This is a genomic window from Acinetobacter sp. NEB 394, assembly GCF_013374795.1.
Classification (GTDB): Bacteria; Pseudomonadota; Gammaproteobacteria; order Pseudomonadales; family Moraxellaceae; genus Acinetobacter; species Acinetobacter johnsonii.
The window spans coordinates 371,344-395,856 of sequence record NZ_CP055277.1 but is presented as its reverse complement, the minus strand read 5'-3'; the positions used below and the strand labels follow the sequence as shown (position 1 = coordinate 395,856).

Sequence of the window (24,513 nt, the reverse complement as noted above, 5' to 3'; positions counted from 1 at the left end):
TCAAAACTCAAGCATTGTACTGGAATTTTGTGTAAGCGTCCGCTGAATCCCATACCAATTTTAATTCGATTTAGGTTTCCAGCAGTGTGGCAGCAATTCTTCAATTTGGGTCACTTTGTGTGTCGGCAGCCTTTTCAGCACATCACTGAGATAGGCATACGGATCCAACCCATTCAGCTTTGCTGACTGGATTAAAGTCATGATATTGGCTGCTCGTTGGCCACTGCGCAGCGAACCTGCAAATAGCCAGTTCTTTCGTCCCAAGGCCCAGGGGCGCATTGAGTTCTCTGCCCAGTTATTGTCAATGGGTAGATTGCCATCATCCAGATAGCGGCTTAAGGCTGGCCAACGCTTCAGAGTGTAATTGATAGCCTTGGCGGTAGGAGAACTCGATGGCACTGTCAGATGATGTTGGTTGAGCCATTCATATAGTTGTTGCATCACTGGTTGACTATGCTGTTGTCGGTATTCGCGGCGGTCTTCCGCTGTACCATCGGTCTTTTTCCTGAGTTCTGCTTCTATCGCATACAGTTTCTGAATCAGCACTAAGGCCTGTTCAGCAACCTGACTTTTCCCAGTTACATGCAGTTCATGGAATTTACGACGTGCATGGGCCATGCACCCCACCTCAATCACCTGGCCTGATTTAAAACGTGCTTTATAACCACTGTAATCATCACAGACTAGATAGCCCTGCCAGCCTTTCAAGAACTCTGCAGCATGCTGGCCTGAACGACTATCCTGAAAGTCATAGATCACCGCCTGAACTGGATTGTACTGTGTAGTGGCATAGGCCCAGACATAACCTTTCTTCGGTTTTTTATCATTCTCACCCATCCGCATGATGGTGACCGGTGTTTCATCTGCATGCAGCACCCGCTGTTGTAGTACCACCTCTTTTAAGGCATTGGCCAGAGGTTCCAGTTCTACACCGCAGCGACCTATCCAGTCAGATAAAGTTGATCTAGAAAGTTCGATTCCCGCCCGCTGATAGATCAGACGTTGACGGTACAGCGGCAAATGATCGGCATACTTCGATACCAGCACATGGCTGAGCAATTCAGGTGAAGCAATGCCTTTATCAATCACATAGGCGGGCATCGCTTGCTGAGTCAGAGTGTCACACTGATCACAGACCCATTTACCACGCACATGCTGTTCCTTATAGAACTGTGCCGGTCTGAAATGCAGTTTTTCACTGACATCTTCGCCGATACGACGGAGTTGGCAGCCACAAGCACATTGGGTTGATGCAGGTTCATGCTCAATACGGATGGTGTGTAGATGATCTGGCAGTGGTCGACGTTTAGGTTTATTGGTTTTGGCTTTCTGTGTCGCTGCATTGGTTTTATCTGCATTTAGCCGTTCCAGTTCTAGATCAACCGCGGCAATATCTTCTTCGACCGCTTCATCCCAGAGATGGATTTGTTTTGCGGTGAGATGTTCGTTTTTACTGCCGAATTTGTGCTTTTTAAACAGCGCCAGTTCATGCTCGTATTTTTGATTGAGAATAGAAAGATGTTGAACTTTAGAATCTAATTGCTGATTGGTGACTTCAAGATGTTGAACTCTGGCATCTAATTGCTGGTTTGATTGTGCTAGAGACTGATGCTGCATCGCCAACTGTCTGGTGAATTCCAGCAGTTGTTCATGGGTCAGTTGGCTTAAGTCAGGCAGCGTATTCATGACCGCAGTATGCCTGAGGTCATGAAGAGAATGAAATAGAACGTTTGGAGGATGGCAGAATGGTCGAGCTTGGTTTAGAGCATATTCACCACTTGCTGCAATCCAATTCTCTGCCAGGGCAAACCTTGGATTAATGCCTGTAACTGTTCCGGGCTGAGGGCCACGGTTTCACCTTGGTCAACTTGAGCCCAGTGAAATTTACCCTGTTCCAAACGCCGGGCACACAGCCAGATGCCCAGTCCATCATGTACCAACACTTTCATACGATGACCACGTTTATTACAGAACAGGTAGGCGCAATGCGGTTTGATGTAGCCAAAGGCTCTCACCACCTGAGCCATGACAGTATCCATTCCTGCTCGCATATCCATGGGCTGGGTAGACAACCAGATTTCATCAATGCGGATCATGTTGCCAGTGCCTTGAGTAATTCTGCCAAGGCAGGTATTTCTGATGTCTGCCATTTTAGCTGAATATCATTATTCGTATGAGGCACGGTGATACACAACGTGATCCTCTCATCAATAGGTTGGCTGATTGCAGCAGTGTAAGGCAAAGCAATAAATGCTGGATTCACATGAGTAGGATCCTGCACGGCACCATCATGATGGCTGAGGATCCTGATCCAACGGTAAGCGTCCGCTGAATCCCATACCAATTTTAATTCGATTTAGGTTTCCAGCAGTGTGGCAGCAATTCTTCAATTTGGGTCACTTTGTGTGTCGGCAGCCTTTTCAGCACATCACTGAGATAGGCATACGGATCCAACCCATTCAGCTTTGCTGACTGGATTAAAGTCATGATATTGGCTGCTCGTTGGCCACTGCGCAGCGAACCTGCAAATAGCCAGTTCTTTCGTCCCAAGGCCCAGGGGCGCATTGAGTTCTCTGCCCAGTTATTGTCAATGGGTAGATTGCCATCATCCAGATAGCGGCTTAAGGCTGGCCAACGCTTCAGAGTGTAATTGATAGCCTTGGCGGTAGGAGAACTCGATGGCACTGTCAGATGATGTTGGTTGAGCCATTCATATAGTTGTTGCATCACTGGTTGACTATGCTGTTGTCGGTATTCGCGGCGGTCTTCCGCTGTACCATCGGTCTTTTTCCTGAGTTCTGCTTCTATCGCATACAGTTTCTGAATCAGCACTAAGGCCTGTTCAGCAACCTGACTTTTCCCAGTTACATGCAGTTCATGGAATTTACGACGTGCATGGGCCATGCACCCCACCTCAATCACCTGGCCTGATTTAAAACGTGCTTTATAACCACTGTAATCATCACAGACTAGATAGCCCTGCCAGCCTTTCAAGAACTCTGCAGCATGCTGGCCTGAACGACTATCCTGAAAGTCATAGATCACCGCCTGAACTGGATTGTACTGTGTAGTGGCATAGGCCCAGACATAACCTTTCTTCGGTTTTTTATCATTCTCACCCATCCGCATGATGGTGACCGGTGTTTCATCTGCATGCAGCACCCGCTGTTGTAGTACCACCTCTTTTAAGGCATTGGCCAGAGGTTCCAGTTCTACACCGCAGCGACCTATCCAGTCAGATAAAGTTGATCTAGAAAGTTCGATTCCCGCCCGCTGATAGATCAGACGTTGACGGTACAGCGGCAAATGATCGGCATACTTCGATACCAGCACATGGCTGAGCAATTCAGGTGAAGCAATGCCTTTATCAATCACATAGGCGGGCATCGCTTGCTGAGTCAGAGTGTCACACTGATCACAGACCCATTTACCACGCACATGCTGTTCCTTATAGAACTGTGCCGGTCTGAAATGCAGTTTTTCACTGACATCTTCGCCGATACGACGGAGTTGGCAGCCACAAGCACATTGGGTTGATGCAGGTTCATGCTCAATACGGATGGTGTGTAGATGATCTGGCAGTGGTCGACGTTTAGGTTTATTGGTTTTGGCTTTCTGTGTCGCTGCATTGGTTTTATCTGCATTTAGCCGTTCCAGTTCTAGATCAACCGCGGCAATATCTTCTTCGACCGCTTCATCCCAGAGATGGATTTGTTTTGCGGTGAGATGTTCGTTTTTACTGCCGAATTTGTGCTTTTTAAACAGCGCAAGTTCATGCTCGTATTTTTGATTGAGAATGGAAAGATGTTGAACTTGAGCATCTAATTGCTGATTGGATACTTCAAGATGCTGAACTTTGGTATCTAATTGTTGGTTTGATTTTTCTAATTCTTGATTTGATTGTGCCAGAGACTGATGCTGCATTGCCAACTGTCTGGTAAATTCCAGCAGTTGTTCATGGGTCAGTTGGCTTAAGTCAGGCAGCGTATTCATGACCGCAGTATGCCTGAGGTCATGAGAAGAATGAAATAGAACGTTTGGAGAATAGCAGAATGGAACAGCCTGGTTTAGAGCATCGTCACCACCTGCTGTCGTCCAATGCGCTGCCAAGGTAAACCCTGGATCAGTGCCTGTAACTGTTCCGGACTGATCGCCATGCTTTCACCCTGGTGAACCTGCGCCCAGTGGAATTTTCCCTGTTCCAGCCGCCGGGCACACAGCCAGATGCCCAGTCCATCATGTACCAGCACTTTCATGCGATGGCCACGTTTATTACAGAACAGGTAAGCACAATGCGGTTTAATGTAGCCAAAGGCTCTCACCACCTGAGCCATGATAGTATCCATCCCTGCTCGCATATCCAGAGGTTGGCTAGAAAGCCAGATTTCATCAATGCGGATCATGTTGCAAGTGCCTTGAGTAATTCTGCTAAAGCAGATATTTCTGATACTTGCCATTTCAAGCCAATTTCTGCTTTTGAGTGGGGTAAAGTAATTTGAACCGTTAACATGTCAGTAGGAGTAGGATCTAATGGTGCAGAGCAAGATAAGGCAATAAATGCAGGTTTATTCGGTAGTGGTGAGCGATCATTCCCTGGCTTAGCATCAATTAAGCGAATCCATTTGGATACAAGATTTGTATTCAATCCATGTTGCAAAGCGACCGAAGCAATTGAAACGTCCGGTGCTTTACAAGCCTGAACGATCTGCTGTTTAAATTCAGCACTGTATGTTCTTCGTTTTTTCGCAAGAGATGCGATGGATGTCTGGTGATTTGTAGTCATAAATTTTAGTCCCCACTTGTTTTTAAGTGGGGACTAAATTAAGGCTTATAGGATGAATTCATAAGGTGTGTTCAGCGGACGCTTACATCCAACGACTGACAAGGTTGGCATTAATACTATGTTGCAGTGCGACCGAAGCGATCGAGGTATTAGGATTTTTGCAGGCATTGACAATACTGAGTTTGAATTCTTTGCTGTATGTTCTGCGTTTTTTAGCAATAGGAGGTGTTGCTGAATATATATCCATGTTCATGGATTAAGTCCCCACTTGTTTTTAGGTGGGGACTAAATTAAGGCTTATAGGATCGCTTGGTAAGGCTGTGTTAGCCGGATGCTTACAATTTTGTTTTGCCATTAAATGATTTAGCGAAATTATTCACATCTAGCATAAAAATTGCCCCACGGATGGGGCAACTTTTATTCATCAACACGATAAGTTAGCCAATCGTAATTTGATGATTATTTAACAGCTCTGCAAGCGTTACATTCGAAGTTTGATGTTCTAAGACCAAAAGATCCTGATAATTTGAACCATTTGCTTCACCATCACGATCTACTTTCACGGTTGCAGATTCAGTTGCTGCATCATAGTCAACCTTAATGAATTTTTCGACTTGTGAAAGATGAGATGATGTCAAATCACTATCACTAAGCAAATCATTAAAGAATTCTGATGAGAATTGAATCGTTTCGGCATTGCTATCTGTTGCGGTAGAACCAAAACCGAAATCTGTCCAATGATCAATACCATGCCCCGCTTTGGCATCACTCGCATCTAGCACATTATAAATCAATGTATCGTGACCCTGACCCGTCGTAATGGTATCGTTACCCGCTTTGGCCACAATCACATCATCCGAACTGGTTTCAGCTACGCTGAAGCTTCTCGCTGATGATGGATTTACTCCAGATTGGGTACGAACATTTTCACTCACCAGCAAAGTGACAGCCGTACCCGATACGGTACTGATGTATGTCACATAACCATTATTGGTTGCACTTTGTTCCCAGCCTGAACCAAGTCCAACAATATCCTCAGTAGTACCATTGATCTTCAAGGTATGTGCCGCATCAGTCATGGTCAATACATGTGATGCTGTCAGGCTAGTGATATTATTTGCTCCATTTACAGACAAATCCAGCACTTCAACATTCTTCAGATTTACTGCCAAAGTAGCACCTGATACAGTTTCACCAGAACGGAGCTGAATCGTATCTGTACCTGCTCCAGCATTAATACTACTTGCTGTATATAGCAAGGTATCATTACCTGTTGTAGCCTGTTGGGCCGTCATATTTACAGTAATGTTCGTAAAAACATGAGCAGATTCACTATTTCCAACACCACTTTCAACTGTCCATGCTTCTACCCCGATTTGTGTACCTGTAGTCGTTGAATCCTGATCAGTTAAAGCTGCTTTCGCCTGTTTAAAGCCTAACTTATCTATATTGCTTTGGGTTAAACCTGTAATGGTATAAGTCGTACTTGATCCAGTTCCACTTACTGTAATTTGACTAGATGAAATCTGTACACCATCGATATAAAAAGAGGCATATTGACCCAGACCTGTGAGTTTAATGGTCATAGTTTCAGTACTGCTGTCATTTGCAACTTCTGAAACTTTTGGATCATGCATCGATGCATTCAGGTTAAGTGGAATAATCTCATTTTCTTTACCGAAAGTTAAAGTCGGTTTGATATCAACGCCATTGGCTACGGCATTAACCACCAAATCTCCAATGTCTTTGGTTTCAGTTAAAGGAGATAAGCTACTTTCACCAGAAGTTACAACCAACTGTAAGTTTTCAACAGTACCACTCCAGTGTATCGGCGGTAATATCGCAACATAAGCTGGTAGTCCACCACTTTCTGAGAGTACCCAAGTGTTGGTTGTGCCATCACCACCTGCATTACTTGCAAGCGTTGCGGATGCCGCATCATTTCCGACATAAACCAAGAAGCCATTTGGAACATCAGATAGCAAAATTGCACCATAAGACTCTGAACCATCTGAATCGTTCAAACTCACGCTTAGTCCACCTGCACCAGTCAGCTCAATTGCATTGGCTTTAGTTGCCAGTTCTGACTCATTACCAATAAAGTTTTGTGAAACAACATTTACACCATTATTGATCCGTTGAACTTCCACAGAACCCGTGACACTGACTGCTTTAACATCTGCACCGTCTTCTTGTACGTTTGCATAAGCAGTAAATGATACATTACCTGGTACAGTTTTCTCACCATTTGGCATGGTATACGTTAAGTCTACTGTTCCGCCATTTTCACCAATGTCAATGACGTAGAAATCACCATCAGTTATACCATCACCATCAATATCTACACTTTGTAAATCAAGTGGTGTTGTACTACCCGTGATGTATAGCTGACCACCTTCCATGGCATCGGTTGTATCAGCAGCATTGACTTGCACATACATTTTACCATCGACAACCTTACCAAAACTTCCATCGGCAGGGTCGAGTGTAATAGAACTTGTGATTGCTGTCGCACCCTCACCCACCATACTATCTCCAGACATGGTGAATATCGGATTATCCGTCACAGGAGCGATTGGAATCGTCATGTCTTGAATCGTTGCCTCTTCGGTAGTGCCACCCAAGACCGAAGTCGTAAGTGTCGCAACGAAATGGAACTGTCCAGATTGACCATTATCATTCCAGTCTGCTGGTGGCGTGATCACAATACTCTCTAACAGATTTAGCAAAGCAGCTTCGGCTTCGTCATCAGTGGCATTCGGATCTACCGTAACACTTGCTGTCCATACTGGGGTATCAGGGTTACCATCATTATTTGTATCGATCATGGTTTGTACCTTACCATTGACGATTGTACCTGCTGGTAAATCTTTCAAGGTGACAGTAAACAAATTGCTTGCCGAATTATCCTGAATGGTAATGGCTTGATCTACCACATCGCTTAATTTAAATGGTGTATCTTCCTTAGCAGATGCACCATTATATTGCCATTGGTCAATAAGCGGTGCTTTACTGCCTGGAGCCTCAGCAAAATCTGTATTTAGATACCATGTCACTGAATCAGATTTGATGTCTGTTATAGCAGTCAAATCAGACCCTAGATCTTGTGTCTGTACAGTTATCTTAATCGGATGGTCTGTTAAGCCACCCGCGTCGGAACCAATCTTGAAAGTGACTGGTACATCAATACCACCCTGTGCGTCGATTGAAGGTGCATTATTTGCCTGATAGACCAGTACCCATGTACCAGCACCTATCTGTTGAACATTTGCACCTTGTACAGTTACACCCTCTGGCACATTTTCGATCAAGATACGAACCACGTGTTCACTGCCATCATGGTCAATCGAAGCGACGTTCAGATTAACGGTCACAGTATCCGTTGCAGTCAGTGTTGCGGTGTCTGGAGTAGCATCATCATCTGCATGTTGATCTGATGAAGTGGTATTGCTTATTCCAGAAATACTAGTAACAGATAACTCAACAGCATCGGTAACTGCACTCGCCGTTAATTTTAATTCTCCATCTTTAACCACCGTGTCCGCTGGTGCGGTTTGCACCGAACCATAATGCTTATCGGTCACTTCATATTTATAAGTGAAGAAGCCCTGATCACCATCAAGCTGATCACCACCTTTAGCTGCCAAGGTTTGAGCTTGTTCAGCAGTCAATTCGTAGTAGTTCACCCCATCAATGGTTTTGATTGGTAAGTTTGCATTACTTAAGAGAGCAGCCGATGTGCCTGTACCTAGATATAAAGTATATTTTGCACCTGCCGCCTGATCCTGTGCAATCCAAACATGTCCCAAAGTTTCGTCATTGTCACCATTTACATGAACAATGCCAAAATTCAGGGTCGTAATTTCATCTTCAACCAGTGTCGCACTGGTCGTTGCTTCTGCTTCGGCAGAAGGTGTCACTGTGAAATTAACATCAGTTAATGCACCAGTTTTGGAATCACCATCATTTTCAGTAGAAACGCCTGCAACTTTGAAATTCACATTGCCACTGTAATTCTCTGGTACTGTGATAAATACATGATCTAAATCTGTTGGTTTAATCACCCAGACACGTTCTTCACCTGTGCCAGTGACCAAAACAGTGGCTGGTCCACCCAGATTGAAATCTTTGGCTAAGCCTGTAATACGAAGGGTAAAGCTTTCTGAGCCATCTGTATTATCAATCGATGAAACATTTTCAATCAAATTAGAGAGTGACACTTTATGCTGGGCAGTACCATCCAGATTAGCTTCAGTGGTTGTATAAGACTGTACACCAGGCTGATTACTGTCATAATCTTTTAAGGTAATTGTCGGTGTATCTGCTACACCATAAACTGTAACAAGTATAGAGAGCGGACTAGATGAAGCAGATGTGACGCTACCATCCGTCGCCGTCGCAGTAACACTTAAGGTAAAGTTTACATTGCTGTTAAAAGGTGGAGTAATCGTCAGTGGCGTAGATGTACTAAAGTTAGAGATCGTGACTGAACCGTTAGTAATCGTTTGTTCTACGCCGCCATAGATAATTTTTGCACCAGCAGGAATATCTGAAATGGTGATATTAAAGGTTTCTGATGGATCAGAACTTCTTGGCGTAATAGACAGTGGGATTGGCGTATCTTCCAAACCAATCGCACGACCATTTAATGACAAGGTATTAATACCATCAGCAACAGGTGCGATGATAATACCTTCTAACCAAGCTTCACCTGATACTGCTGTCGCTGGTGTACCCGTCCCTTCATTGTCATCATCATAGTCTACTGTATAAGCTTCAACTTTGATTTTAAAGGTACCCGATACATTTTCAGGAGCCAAGAACTGTAATGTTGACAATGCACTAACAGGTACATCAATTGGTGTGCCTGTATAAGTTGCAGTATAGTCAACACCAGAAACTGTCCATTTGAATTGTGATCCGATGACTGTCGCATAGCTATCCCCTGAAACTAACTCAGGCGTTAAATGTGCATAAGTCAGTTCATCTGCGTCCTGATTCGTCCAGCCATTGGCAAGGTTAAATCCACTACTCTCAGTACCCAGTGTATACCATGTGTCTTCTGCACCTGCTGTCGTGTAACTGTGACCACCTGTCATGGTCAGGTCAGCTGTACCATCTTTATCAGAATCACCTGAACCAGGAAGATTACCCACGATTTCAGCAACAGGATTTACAGTGACTTTTATTGGCAAAGTTTTAGTCTGGGTATCTGTATCCAAACCATTGGTATCAGTTGATGTTACACTTACTTGAATGGTTGCATCTACACTACTGTGTGCTGGCGGCAAAATTGTGAAACCATCCAATATAGCTTCACGGTCTGCTTCAGTCACATTGCTGTTAAAAGTGATGGTATATGGAGAGCTGCTCGAACCATCTCCACTAATACTCCATCCTCCGTTATTGGTTGGAGCAGTCACGACCCAACCTGTCGGAATTTCAAATGCGACTTGTGTAATGACTTCTGTACCAGTAGTCGTATCCGTCACTCTTACATTTTGCAGGAAAGCAACTGCTGTGTCTTCATTGGTAGAAACATCACCTGCTGCGACATCACCTGCTACTGGCGTAACATGTAGATTTAAATAAACACTGTCAGTAATTTCAGTTCCAGTAGTCGGCCCATTACCTACACCATCACTATCTTGGTCCTGCGCATGTAGCGTGATCTGGATATTGTTAATGTCACCACTAAAGTCTTTTGGTGGTGTCACTGTAATCGATGGTAAGCTTGGTGAAACGCCATTGTAATTATTTGGAATGTCTATTCGATATCCATTCGACGATTCTGTTGCAGTAATGGTGTGAGGCTGTCCACTTACAGTTAAGGTTGTACCTGCTGGTAACCCCGTAATGGTCATCCAGCGTTGCTCACTACCATCGGTGTCGGCAATCGAATTACCATCGCCACCAGTCGCCAATGTCACTTGCAACAAATTAGTCAAATTAAGTGCAGTATCTTCCGCAATGGTTTGAACCACAGGTGCTGCACTGCTTGTATCAACAAAACTATTGCCATCTGAAATTTTCAGATCGATACCGTCCGTAACCGCCTGAACATTGACCACGACTGTTGCAGTACTGGTTGCACCGTTAACACCAGAAACTTTAGTACCGCTATCGTTAACTTCATAACTGGTTACACTTACCGTTACGGTAAAGTTGGCATGACTTTCCGCAGGTGGTAAAACCTTTAATGCTTCAAACTCAGCAGACGTCATCTCCAAAGCATTTGCTGGTTTGGTTTCATCAGTCGGATGATTAACATCGGTTAACCAAATGGAGATATTGCCGCCATTCGATGTGAATAATGTAGCATCAGTACCAGATAAGAGCGCTGCGCCAGCAGGAATACCGCTTAAGGTAATCATGCCTAGACGTTCTGGGCTATCACCCGTTGTTGTATTGCCATTTTGATCAATAGCATCGATTACACGTGGTGCTTTCAGACCCAATATAACAGCCGTATCTTCATTCGTAGTCACATTTGCTAGTGTTACATTACCACCCACACCCGTTGTTCCGGCTAAATTTGGTGCATCTGCGACTGGATTTACATTTACAGTCACATTGGTTGTTGTGGTTTGCCCACTGTCATCAGTAACTAGTACTTTAAATGTATCGGGACTGGTCGAAGAGCTTCCATCATAGTTACTATAGTTATCGGCAGGTTTATAAGTAATTCGACCAGCCTCATCTACAGTCACAGTGCCATGTGCAACACTGAAACTTTTGCTTCCATTACCGTTATCTGTTCCAGCAATGGTATTACCATTCGCATCCTGAATGGTAATATTCTCAAGTCGTGAATCAGCTGAGGTGGTGAACGGACCATAACTATGATCCTCATCCATCGTGATCACAATCTCAGTTTTTGGTGCATCATCAATCACTTGAACAACGAAACTACCAGATGCCGTATCGCCATCACCATCTTTGGCAATAAAGTCAAAATTCAGATTCAATGGTGTAGTATGACTTGGATGGTTTAATGAACCCAATAGTTCAAAGGTATATTTGCCTGTAGTCGTATCCAAAGTGACTTTGAACACATCACTGCCGCCACGCGTGGCTGTCAGTACGTTACCTGCCGCATTAATACTAAAGCTTATACCGCTATTACCTGTACTATCTAGCACTGCCTTTAAAGCAGTTTGATTTGCAGCAAAGCTTAAACCACCGCCATTACCTGAACCGTCCTGACCATAACTCACACTCAAATTGCCTTCTGCGGTGAGTAACGATGTGTTTGGTTCACTTCCTGTCGCTAGACCTTTTTCATCTACAGAAGTTACTGCTGGCGCAGAACCAATTGATGGCCCATCATCCTTAAAGATAAAACGATCACCTACCGCAACAGGATCACTGGTGACCGCATCACCATCACCATCTGTAGCAGTTGCAGTTAGGGTAATTAAACCTGCATTGCTGATAGAAAGACTTTCATCATAAGAAGAACCACCCACTGGATGTTTAAGTGCTTCTGATTGAGTTAAGGTAACAGCGCCCGTGGTCGGATCAATGGAGATACGAAATACCACATCGCCTGATGCACTACCCGCACGTCCTTCAATCTGATTACCTACTTTATACAGCAAGACATTTTGGCCACTGGTGGTATCTAATCCGCTATCCACACCATTGGAACTAATGTTAAGTGCATAAATCAACGCATTACTTGTAGCTTGACCATCTGCACCATACACAGGGGTGAATACATCTTTGACAAAATTAGCATCTGTTGCAGAAACAGAACCTGAGACAAAATTAGTTTCATCAACAGTTACACGACCAACATTTGCATCGTTCTCACTGATTTTAGGTTTATCGTCAACAATGCTAATGGTTACGGTATTGGTGACCGTATTGCCATATTGGTCTACAGCAGTGTAAGTGAAGCTATTGGTTTCATTGCCTGCTAAATCTTTGGTTGCTGAAGTTAAAGTAAAGCTATAAGTACCATCTGAATTGACGGTATACGTTCCATTTGCTGTAGTGCCTGTTTTTGCTTGTGCTGTCCAACCCGTCTGTAGATTCAAATCACCATTAATAATATTGCTAGAACTACTCGCATCTGTTCCCGCAGGCTGAGTACCATTGGCATCGATCCCATCCTCACGTACGCTACCCACTGTAGTTAATGGATTGGCTGTAACGTCCTGCACATTAATGGTAAGGGTAGATGTTTTTAAGTCACCATCCGCATCACGCACTGTATAAGTAAATACATCCTGTGCATTGGCTGTTATTTTGTTTGGATCCGCTTTATAGCTATAACTACCATTGGCATTTAATGTAAGCGTACCATAATCACCTGTGATGCTTGTTCCTACTCCAGTACTCGAAGTTGTACCTGTATTGCCTTTAGCAACACCGACCACACCGCCACCTATAGCCCAACCATCTGCGCCTGACTGGTCGCTAGAAAGTACACCACTGGCTGCATCTTTGGTCAAAAGCGCGCCTTCTGTAACACTTCCTGTATCCGCTACGGTGATTGGTGCATCATCAACAATATTGATAACCAAATTCCCTGCTGTTGCACTATCTCCATCAGCATCCTTGATTTCAACAGCGAAAGTAGCTGTTGTATTATCGCCACTCGTTTTTGCAGGCAAGGTATAACTATAATAAATCGTCCCCGTTCCAGTTGCTGCATTGTATTCATAACGCGCAGTTAGACCATCTGAAAAGCTCTGATTCGTGGTAGTTAAAGTATGCCCACCCAGCTTGATTGCATCACTGACTGCCAGACCGTCTGGAGAGGTAAAGCTAATTGTGCCACTGGTGGTTTCTTTATTAGTTGAAGCTTCTGTACCACCATTTAAACCAGATTCATAGACTGTCGTTGTTGCACCACCAGCCGTTGGTATTGTGCTGGTCGGGGTTGCATCAGCAATAGTGATTGTCAATTGTGCTGTTGCTTTGTCGTTATCGCCATCCGTTAAAGTATAAGTAAATACGTCACTTACACCACCAGCTGAACCTGCATTACGTGCATAACTATAGCTACCATCGGAATGAATCGTTAATGTGCCATATTGACCACTAACTTGATAGTTTCCAACTGGATTAATCGTGACATCTGCCCCACCAGCAGTATCTGATTTTACTGTAGTTACTCGTGCGCCATCTGCACCTTTCGTGTCGTTGCTGACCACATTACCAGTAACTACTGCCAAACTACCTACAGGAATGCTATTGCTATCATTCACAGCAGTTGGAACATCATCAATCACTTGTACAACCAGACTACCTGTTGTGGTTACCCCTCCTGCATCTGTGACACTCAGTGGAATGCCACTCAGAAGTAAATCATCATTTCCAACAGCGCTATGTGTCTGGGCATTGTTCAAAGTATAGGTATAACTCAAACTACCTGAAGTTGGGATACCACCTACACTGCTATTTGCCGTAAAACCATTTAGAACGATGGTTCCACCAGCGACGTTGATCGCTGCCGATGGGTTGCTGCTACTCAGTGATTGTAATTGTGAAAGGCTAAAGGTCTGTCCGCCTATGTTAATACTGCTTAAGCCATCTCCTGCATTGATCTGAATCGTTCCACTGGCAGATTCGCTCGCTGCACTTGCATTGCTACCTGTACTTAGACCACTTTCATACACTGTAATCTGACCACCAACATTGTTTCCGTTCTCATCGTTCGGTGTAATGCTTGGTACGCCATCAGTATGTCCGTTAATGGTGATGGTTAATGTTGTGGTACTCCAGTCCCCATCTGCATCTTTAATGGTGTAGCTAAATGTTTCTGTGAGCTTGCCTCCATCTTTTAATGCATTCACGGTTGCGTTATTTGGGTCAACGGTATAGCTGTAACTACCATCGCTATTGAGTATCAGTGTGCCGTAGTCACCTGCAAGTCCTGTTCCACCAACATTATCTGTTTGTTCTGTTGTTGAGCTTCCTTTGCTGACTCCTGTCACTTGTGTTGCATCTGCACCTAAACGGTCAGCAACATCTGCACTATTGCTACTAACACCTGTGATCACGTTTCCTTCAAGTGCTGTACCGTCTTCTGTCACTGTGCCTGTGTCAGCTTTCGCTTCTGGGGCAGTATCTGTAATGAGAATGACCAGATCAGTCGCTACTGAGCTTTCATCGGCATTGTCTGTCACTATAATTGGGAAACTATCACTTACGCTGCTATCACCACCGCTGTGGTTTTTGCTGGTGCCACTTTGTTGGTAGCTATAACTGACTTTGCCTGTTACTGGATCATAGTCGGTAAGGGTCAGTGTTCCTTGTGTACCTATGATTGTTTGTGGTGTGGTCGGGGATAGACCCAAGAGTTCGCTGGTCAGAATGGTCGTGCCACCAATCGTGATAGATTTCAGTCCATCTGCTGCGTTGACGGTAAACTCGCCTTGTACTGGGGTCGTTGCATTTTCGGCAATGCTGTTCGCACCAAGCGCTGATCCATTATGATCAGTGATAACCACGTTAGGTGCGCCATCGGTATGTCCGTTAATGGTGATGGTAATGGTCGCTGTCGATTTATCTCCATCTCCATCGGTAATGGTGTAGCTAAATACGTCTTGGAGGCTTTGGTTATCTTTAAGGGCATTTACATCCGTATTGTTATTATTTAATTGGTAGGTGTAACTACCGTCAGCACGGAGAATTAATGTTCCGTATTCTCCATTCACTGCTGTATTCAATGCGCCATTTGCTACGTGTTCACCTGACGCAACTGTTCCAGCCTGTACTCCACTGACGTTAGCTTTGTCTGCGCCTTGGGTATCAGCTGTATCTCCACTAGATACGCCTCCTGTCAGTACGTTGCCACTGACTGGATTAGGTACGCTGTCTTCTGTAATGCTATTCGTGTCAGGCTTCGCAACAGGTGCGTCATCTATAATCGTAATCGTTACGGTATTCGTTGTACTATTGCCCTGAGCATCCTTAGTTGTATAGCTAAACGTATCCTCAACATTATCGCCATTTGATGGTTTAGTCAGTGTGTATGTGTAGTGACCATCTTCATCAATGCTGAACGTCCCATATTGAGTCGAACCATTAGTAACGGGTACTGCTTTGACCTCGGATGGTAGGTTCACTGTATCTGTTACGGTATGACCAGTACCCGCAGTTGAACCACCCGCAAGACCACTTTCATTGACAGTATTGCTAATTGGGGCTGGTGTTAGATTGACATTTGCCACATTAATCGTAAGCGTTGAATGAGTTAAATCACCATCCGCATCACGTACCGTATAAGTAAATACATCCTGTGCATCAGCTGTTACTGCATCAGCGGTTGATACATAGGTATAACTGCCATCGGCATTTAAAGTGATATAGCCATATTGGCCATCTATCCTGCCTCCAACGCCACCAGCGCTGTTCGTTGCAGTATCACCCGATACCACACCAACCACTGCACCAGTATTCACCCAACCATCTGCGCCAGCAGTATCATTTGTTAATACACCGTCAGCAGCAAGTACGCTCAGCACACCACCTTCACTAAGGCTACCAGTATCTGCCACAGCAGTCGGAACATCATCAATCACTTGTACAACCAGACTACCTGTTGTGGTTACCCCTCCTGCATCTGTGACACTCAGTGGAATGCCACTCAGAAGTAAACCATCATTTCCAACAGCGCTATGTGTCTGGGCGTTGTTCAAAGTATAGGTATAACTCAAACTACCTGAAGTTGGGATACCACCTACACTGCTATTTGCCGTAAAACCATTTAGAACGATGGTTCCACCAACGACGTTGATCGCTGCCGATGGGTTGCTGCTACTCAGTGATTGTAATTGTGAAAGGCTAAAGTTCTGTCCGCCTATGTTAATACTGCTTAAGCCATCTCCTGCATTGATCTGAATCGTTCCACTGGCAGATTCGCTCGCTGCACTTGCGTTGCTACCTGTACTTAGACCACTTTCATACACTGTAATCTGACCACCAACACTGCTACCGTTCTGATCGTTCGGTGTAATGCTTGGTAGGCCATCGGTATGTCCGTTAATGGTGATGGTTAATGTCGTGGTACTCCAGTCCCCATCTGCATCTTTAATGGTGTAGCTAAATGTTTCTGTGAGCTTGCCTCCATCTTTTAATGCATTCACGGTTGCGTTATTTGGGTCAACGGTATAGCTGTAACTACCATCGCTATTGAGTATCAGTGTGCCGTAGTCACCTGCAAGTCCTGTTCCACCAACATTATCTGTTTGTTCTGTTGTTGAGCTTCCTTTGCTGACTCCTGTCACTTGTGTTGCATCTGCACCTAAACGGTCAGCAACATCTGCACTATTGCTACTAACACCTGTGATCACGTTTCCTTCAAGTGCTGTACCGTCTTCTGTCACTGTGCCTGTGTCAGCTTTCGCTTCTGGGGCAGTATCTGTAATGAGAATGACCAGATTCGTCGCTGCTGAGCTTTCATTGGCATTGTCTGTCACTACAATTGGGAAAGTATCGCTTACGCTAGTATCACCACCGCTGTGGTCTTTGCTGCTGCCACTTTGTTGGTAGCTATAACTGACTTTGCCTGTTACTGGATCATAGTCGGTAAGGGTCAGTGTTCCTTGTGTACCTATGATTGTTTGTGGTGTGGTCGGGGATAGACCCAAGAGTTCGCTGGTCAGAATGGTCGTGCCACCAATCGTGATAGATTTCAGTCCATCTGCTGCGTTGACGGTAAACTCGCCTTGTACTGGGGTCGTTGCATTTTCGGCAATGCTGTTCGCACCAAGCGCTGATCCATTATGATCAGTGATAACCACGTTAGGTGCGCCATCGGTATGTCCGTTAATGGTGATGGTAATGGTCGCTGTCGATTTATCTCCATCTCCATCGGTAATGGTGTAGCTAAATACGTCTTGGAGGCTTTGGTTATCTTTAAGGGCATTTACATCCGTATTGTTATTATTTAATTGGTAGGTGTAACTACCGTCAGCACGGAGAATTAATGTTCCGTATTCTCCATTCACTGCTGTATTCAATGCGCCATTTGCTACGTGTTCACCTGACGCAACTGTTCCAGCCTGTACTCCACTGACGTTAGCTTTGTCTGCGCCTTGGGTATCAGCTGTATCTCCACTAGATACGCCTCCTGTCAGTACGTTGCCACTGACTGGATTAGGTACGCTGTCTTCTGTAATGCTATTCGTGTCAGGCTTCGCAACAGGTGCGTCATCTATAATCGTAATCGTTACGGTATTCGTTGTACTATTGCCCTGAGCATCCTTAGTTGTATAGCTAAACGTATCCTCAACATTATCGCCATTTGATGGTTTAGTCAGTGTGTATGTGTAGTGACCATCTTCATCAATGCTGAACGTCCCATATTGAGTCGAACCATTAGTAACGGGTACTGCTTTGACCTCGGATGGTAGGTTCACTGTATCTGTTACGGTATGACCAGTACCCGCAGTTGAACCACCCGCAAGACCACTTTCATTGACAGTATTGCTAATTGGGGCTGGTGTTAGATTGACATTTGCCACATTAATCGTAAGCGTTGAATGAGTTAAATCACCATCCGCATCACGTACCGTATAAGTAAATACATCCTGTGCATCAGCTGTTACTGCATCAGCGGTTGATACATAGGTATAACTGCCATCGGCATTTAAAGTGATATAGCCATATTGGCCATCTATCCTGCCTCCAACGCCACCAGCGCTGTTCGTTGCAGTATCACCCGATACCACACCAACCACTGCACCAGTATTCACCCAACCATCTGCGCCAGCAGTATCATTTGTTAATACACCGTCAGCAGCAAGTACGCTCAGCACACCACCTTCACTAAGGCTACCAGTATCTGCCACAGCAGTCGGAACATCATCAATCACTTGTACAACCAGACTACCTGTTGTGGTTACCCCTCCTGCATCTGTGACACTCAGTGGAATGCCACTCAGAAGTAAACCATCATTTCCAACAGCGCTATGTGTCTGGGCGTTGTTCAAAGTATAGGTATAACTCAAACTACCTGAAGTTGGGATACCACCTACACTGCTATTTGCCGTAAAACCATTTAGAACGATGGTTCCACCAACGACGTTGATCGCTGCCGATGGGTTGCTGCTACTCAGTGATTGTAATTGTGAAAGGCTAAAGTTCTGTCCGCCTATGTTAATACTGCTTAAGCCATCTCCTGCATTGATCTGAATCGTTCCACTGGCAGATTCGCTCGCTGCACTTGCGTTGCTACCTGTACTTAGACCACTTTCATACACTGTAATCTGACCACCAACACTGCTACCGTTCTGATCGTTCGGTGTAATGCTTGGTAGGCCATCGGTATGTCCGTTAATGGTGATGGTTAATGTCGTGGTACTCCAGTCCCCATCTGCATCTTTAATGGTGTAGCTAAATGTTTCTGTGAGCTTGCCTCCATCTTTTAATGCATTCACGGTTGCGTTATTTGGGTCAACGGTATAGCTGTAACTACCATCGCTATTGAGTATCAGTGTGCCGTAGTCACCTGCAAGTCCTGTTCCACCAACATTATCTGTTTGTTCTGTTGTTGAGCTTCCTTTGCTGACTCCTGTCACTTGTGTTGCATCTGCACCTAAACGGTCAGCAACATCTGCACTATTGCTACTAACACCTGTGATCACGTTTCCTTCAAGTGCTGTACCGTCTTCTGTCACTGTGCCTGTGTCAGCTTTCGCTTCTGGGGCAGTATCTGTAATGAGAATGACCAGATTCGTCGCTGCTGAGCTTTCATTGGCATTGTCTGTCACTACAATTGGGAAAGTATCGCTTACGCTAGTATCACCACCGCTGTGGTCTTTGCTGCTGCCACTTTGTTGGTAGCTATAACTGACTTTGCCTGTTACTGGATCATAGTCGGTAAGGGTCAGTGTTCCTTGTGTACCTATGATTGTTTGTGGTGTGGTCGGGGATAGACCCAAGAGTTCGCTGGTCAGAATGGTCGTGCCACCAATCGTGATAGATTTCAGTCCATCTGCTGCGTTGACGGTAAACTCGCCTTGTACTGGGGTCGTTGCATTTTCGGCAATGCTGTTCGCACCAAGCGCTGATCCATTATGATCAGTGATAACCACGTTAGGTGCGCCATCGGTATGTCCGTTAATGGTGATGGTAATGGTCGCTGTCGATTTATCTCCATCTCCATCGGTAATGGTGTAGCTAAATACGTCTTGGAGGCTTTGGTTATCTTTAAGGGCATTTACATCCGTATTGTTATTATTTAATTGGTAGGTGTAACTACCGTCAGCACGGAGAATTAATGTTCCGTATTCTCCATTCACTGCTGTATTCAATGCGCCATTTGCTACGTGTTCACCTGACGCAACTGTTCCAGCCTGTACTCCACTGACGTTAGCTTTGTCTGCGCCTTGGGTATCAGCTGTATCTCCACTAGATACGCCTCCTGTCAGTACGTTGCCACTGACTGGATTAGGTACGCTGTCTTCTGTAATGCTATTCGTGTCAGGCTTCGCAACAGGTGCGTCATCTATAATCGTAATCGTTACGGTATTCGTTGTACTATTGCCCTGAGCATCCTTAGTTGTATAGCTAAACGTATCCTCAACATTATCGCCATTTGATGGTTTAGTCAGTGTGTATGTGTAGTGACCATCTTCATCAATGCTGAACGTCCCATATTGAGTCGAACCATTAGTAACGGGTACTGCTTTGACCTCGGATGGTAGGTTCACTATATCTGTTACGGTATGACCAGTACCCGCAGTTGAACCACCCGCAAGACCACTTTCATTGACAGTCTTGCTAATTGGGGCTGGTGTTAGATTGACATTTGCCACATTAATCGTAAGCGTTGAATGAGTTAAATCACCATCCGCATCACGTACCGTATAAGTAAATACATCCTGTGCATCAGCTGTTACTGCATCAGCGGTTGATACATAGGTATAACTGCCATCGGCATTTAAAGTGATATAGCCATATTGGCCATCTATCCTGCCTCCAACGCCACCAGCGCTGTTCGTTGCAGTATCACCCGATACCACACCAACCACTGCACCAGTATTCACCCAACCATCTGCGCCAGCAGTATCATTTTTTAATACACCGTCAGCAGCAAGTACGCTCAGCACACCACCTTCACTAAGGCTACCAGTATCTGCCACAGCAGTTGGAACATCATCAATCACTTGTACAACCAGACTACCTGTTGTGGTTACCCCTCCTGCATCTGTGACACTCAGTGGAATGCCACTCAGAAGTAAATCATCATTTCCAACAGCGCTATGTGTCTGGGCATTGTTCAAAGTATAGGTATAACTCAAACTACCTGAAGTTGGGATACCACCTACACTGCTATTTGCCGTAAAACCATTTAGAACGATGGTTCCACCAGCGACGTTGATCGCTGCCGATGGGTTGCTGCTACTCAGTGATTGTAATTGTGAAAGGCTAAAGGTCTGTCCGCCTATGTTAATACTGCTTAAGCCATCTCCTGCATTGATCTGAATCGTTCCACTGGCAGATTCGCTCGCTGCACTTGCATTGCTACCTGTACTTAGACCACTTTCATACACTGTAATCTGACCACCAACACTGCTACCGTTCTGATCGTTCGGTGTAATGCTTGGTAGGCCATCGGTATGTCCGTTAATGGTGATGGTTAATGTCGTGGTACTCCAGTCCCCATCTGCATCTTTAATGGTGTAGCTAAATGTTTCTGTGAGCTTGCCTCCATCTTTTAATGCATTCACGGTTGCGTTATTTGGGTCAACGGTATAGCTGTAACTACCATCGCTATTGAGTATCAGTGTGCCGTAGTCACCTGCAAGTCCTGTTCCACCAACATTATCTGTTTGTTCTGTTGTTGAGCTTCCTTTGCTGACTCCTGTCACTTGTGTTGCATCTGCACCTAAACGGTCAGCAACATCTGCACTATTGCTACTAACACCTGTGATCACGTTTCCTTCAAGTGCTGTACCGTCTTCTGTCACTGTGCCTGTGTCAGCTTTCGCTTCTGGGGCAGTATCTGTAATGAGAATGACCAGATTCGTCGCTGCTGAGCTTTCATTGGCATTGTCTGTCACTACAATTGGGAAAGTATCGCTTACGCTAGTATCACCACCGCTGTGGTCTTTGCTGCTGCCACTTTGTTGGTAGCTATAACTGACTTTGCCTGTTACTGGATCATAGTCGGTAAGGGTCAGTGTTCCTTGTGTACCTATGATTGTTTGTGGTGTGGTCGGGGATAGACCCAAGAGTTCGCTGGTCAGAATGGTCGTGCCACCAATCGTGATAGATTTCAGTCCATCTGCTGCGTTGACGGTAAACTCGCCTTGTACTGGGGTCGTTGCATTTTCGGCAATGCTGTTCGCACCAAGCGCTGATCCATTATGATCAGTGATAACCACGTTAGGTGCGCCATCGGTATGTCCGTTAATGGTGATGGTAATGGTCGCTGTCGATTTATCTCCATCTCCATCGGTAATGGTGTAGCTAAATACGTCTTGGAGGCTTTGGTTATCTTTAAGGGCATTTACATCCGTATTGTTATTATTTAATTGGTAGGTGTAACTACCGTCAGCACGGAGAATTAATGTTCCGTATTCTCCATTCACTGCTGTATTCAATGCGCCATTTGCTACGTGTTCACCTGACGCAACTGTTCCAGCCTGTACTCCACTGACGTTAGCTTTGTCTGCGCCTTGGGTATCAGCTGTATCTCCACTAGATACGCCTCCTGTCAGTACGTTGCCACTGACTGGATTAGGTACGCTGTCTTCTGTAATGCTATTCGTGTCAGGCTTCGCAACAGGTGCGTCATCTATAATATTAATAACCAGATCACCCGAAGCTGTTTTATCGCCATCGATATCTGTCACTTCCACTGCAAATGTTGCATTGGTATTATCACCTGACGTATTCGCAGGAAGTGTGTAGCTATAGTGGATAGTACCTGTACCAGTTGCCGAATTGTATTCATAGCGTGCAGTTAAACCATCCGAGAATGTTTGATCTGCTGTCGTTAGGGTATGTCCACCTAACTTCACTGCATCTTGAGAAGCCAAACCATCTGGAGAGGTAAAAGCAATTGTACCGCTTGTTGTTTCCTTATCAGTAGATGCTTTAGAGCCACCATTATTCAAACCTGATTCATAGACTTTGGTACTCTCTCCATCGCTCGAAGGAAGCGTAACAAGAGGCGCACTATTGCCAATGACTAATGTCAAGCTAGCTGTTGAGCTATCCCCATCACCGTCAACCAATGTATAAGTAAATACCTCATTTACACCGCCCGGCGTACCTTCATGACGCTCGTAACTATATTCACCTGTGGTCTTATTGAGTATTAGAGTACCATACTGCCCTTCGATCGTCAGCGTTGTGCCATCATCTGTTACCACGTTAGCAGATACATTATCACTAACCACTGTGGAGATGCTCACTCCATCGGCACTAATTTTGTCTGCACCTGTAGCCCCACTACTCGTACCAACACCCGTCAGTACATTTCCAGTTTCAGGGGTAAATTGATTAGCAGCCACATTATCGATGTCGTTTTTGGCAAGTGGTGCATCATCAATAATGCTAATGACTAGACTGCCACTGCTCACAATATTACTTTGATCTGTCACAGATATACCGACTTCTTCCAGAAAGTTATCAGTGTGTGATGCATCGTTGGTAACAGGTTGATCTAGTTCATATTCATAAGTAATGGTGCCACCCGTAGATACGCCATTAAATTCCTGACCATTTGGCGTATAGTCAGTAATGATGATCTTGCCATGAGGCGTGTTGATAATAATCGGTGTAGTTGAGGCATTTTCCAGATCTGTTAGCAAAATATTGGTATCACCAACCGTAACAGACTTTACGCCATCACCAGCCCCAATCGTAATACTACCCGTTTCTTTATTTGAACCCGATGTATCAGTTAAACCCTGTTCATATACAGTAACATGCCCCTGTTCAATTAATGTATCAGTAGTATTGTTCGGATTTTCACTGCCGCCATTTTCATCTTTTATGCTAATCGAAGGATTTGCATCAGGTGTAATTGTGATTACCAATTCCGCTGAAGCGGTTCCACCCTGGCCATCACTAATTGTATAAGTAACTGTTGGAACGGTGCCATTCCAGTTAGTCGCAGGGACAAAGTGATAAGTTCCATCGGCATTGAGCGTTAGCTCGCCAATTTTATCAATTGTAACGGTTTGGCCTGCATTATAGCTTTTACCCTCCACAACAAATTGAGTAACTGTGATTGCGTTTCCATCAGGATCACGATCATTAGTTAAAACATTGCCATTAACTGGGGTATCTTCAACACCTGTAATTTCATCCTTAACGGCGATTGGCCATGCGTTTTTATCCCCTCCACCGCCACTTCCTGCGGCTGCAATGATGCCACCAATAACAGCACCACCACCAATAATCCATGGCAGTAAAGACCCACCTGCCGCACTAGCAGGTAATAAGACCTCAAGCCCAGGTATTCCCTTAAAACCAGAAACACCATCAAACCAGTATAAGATACAACCATCTTCTTCAAAAACCAGATCAGAATCAACTTTGTCATATACGACAAAGAAGTTTTCGATAAGGACAGTTTCACCATTATTTAACTTTAAAATCAGGTTATTGCCATCACGTAAAAACTCTGCTACATCATTACGATGCATTTTGGTATGGACAATTGATGCTTCTGTTAAAGTGATATGTTGCGTGTTGATAGATACTTTATTTAAAGAATCTTTTTCTACTACAATAAAATTTGTCATGTTCTGTGT

The 24,513-nt window shown here is 44.7% G+C and carries 6 protein-coding genes and 2 pseudogenes; all 8 read right to left on the bottom strand.

Annotated features, from left to right (window positions below; genetic code table 11):
- Positions 1–60: 60 nt before the first annotated feature.
- Positions 61–1,686 carry an IS66 family transposase gene (locus HUK62_RS01725; protein ID WP_176536924.1) on the bottom strand — a complete coding sequence of 542 codons (1,626 nt, stop codon included), beginning with the start codon at positions 1,684–1,686 and terminating at the stop codon, positions 61–63.
- Between the two features lie 74 nt (positions 1,687–1,760).
- Complete coding sequence (tnpB, locus tag HUK62_RS01720) at positions 1,761–2,096, bottom strand: IS66 family insertion sequence element accessory protein TnpB (protein WP_176536923.1); 336 nt, start codon at positions 2,094–2,096, stop codon at positions 1,761–1,763.
- A pseudogene (locus HUK62_RS01715) lies at positions 2,093–2,317 on the bottom strand (IS66 family insertion sequence element accessory protein TnpB); the annotation flags it as partial. The pseudogene HUK62_RS01715 and the gene tnpB (HUK62_RS01720), both read right to left, overlap by 4 nt.
- 29 nt (positions 2,318–2,346) lie before the next feature.
- On the bottom strand, positions 2,347–3,993 hold the full coding sequence (locus HUK62_RS01710; RefSeq protein ID WP_176538428.1) for an IS66 family transposase: 1,647 nt from the start codon (positions 3,991–3,993) through the stop codon (positions 2,347–2,349).
- A 74-nt stretch (positions 3,994–4,067) separates the two neighbouring features.
- Complete coding sequence (tnpB, locus tag HUK62_RS01705; protein WP_176536922.1) at positions 4,068–4,403, bottom strand: IS66 family insertion sequence element accessory protein TnpB; 336 nt, start codon at positions 4,401–4,403, stop codon at positions 4,068–4,070.
- Complete coding sequence (locus tag HUK62_RS01700; RefSeq protein ID WP_004691518.1) at positions 4,400–4,783, bottom strand: transposase; 384 nt, start codon at positions 4,781–4,783, stop codon at positions 4,400–4,402. The genes tnpB (HUK62_RS01705) and HUK62_RS01700 overlap by 4 nt, the downstream gene beginning before the upstream one ends.
- A gap of 85 nt (positions 4,784–4,868) precedes the next feature.
- Positions 4,869–5,036: pseudogene (locus HUK62_RS01695) on the bottom strand (transposase); the annotation flags it as partial.
- Positions 5,037–5,220: 184 nt separating this feature from the next.
- Positions 5,221–24,504: a VCBS domain-containing protein gene (locus HUK62_RS18940; RefSeq protein WP_228723725.1), complete on the bottom strand. Its 19,284-nt coding sequence runs from the start codon at positions 24,502–24,504 to the stop codon at positions 5,221–5,223.
- Positions 24,505–24,513: the final 9 nt, after the last annotated feature.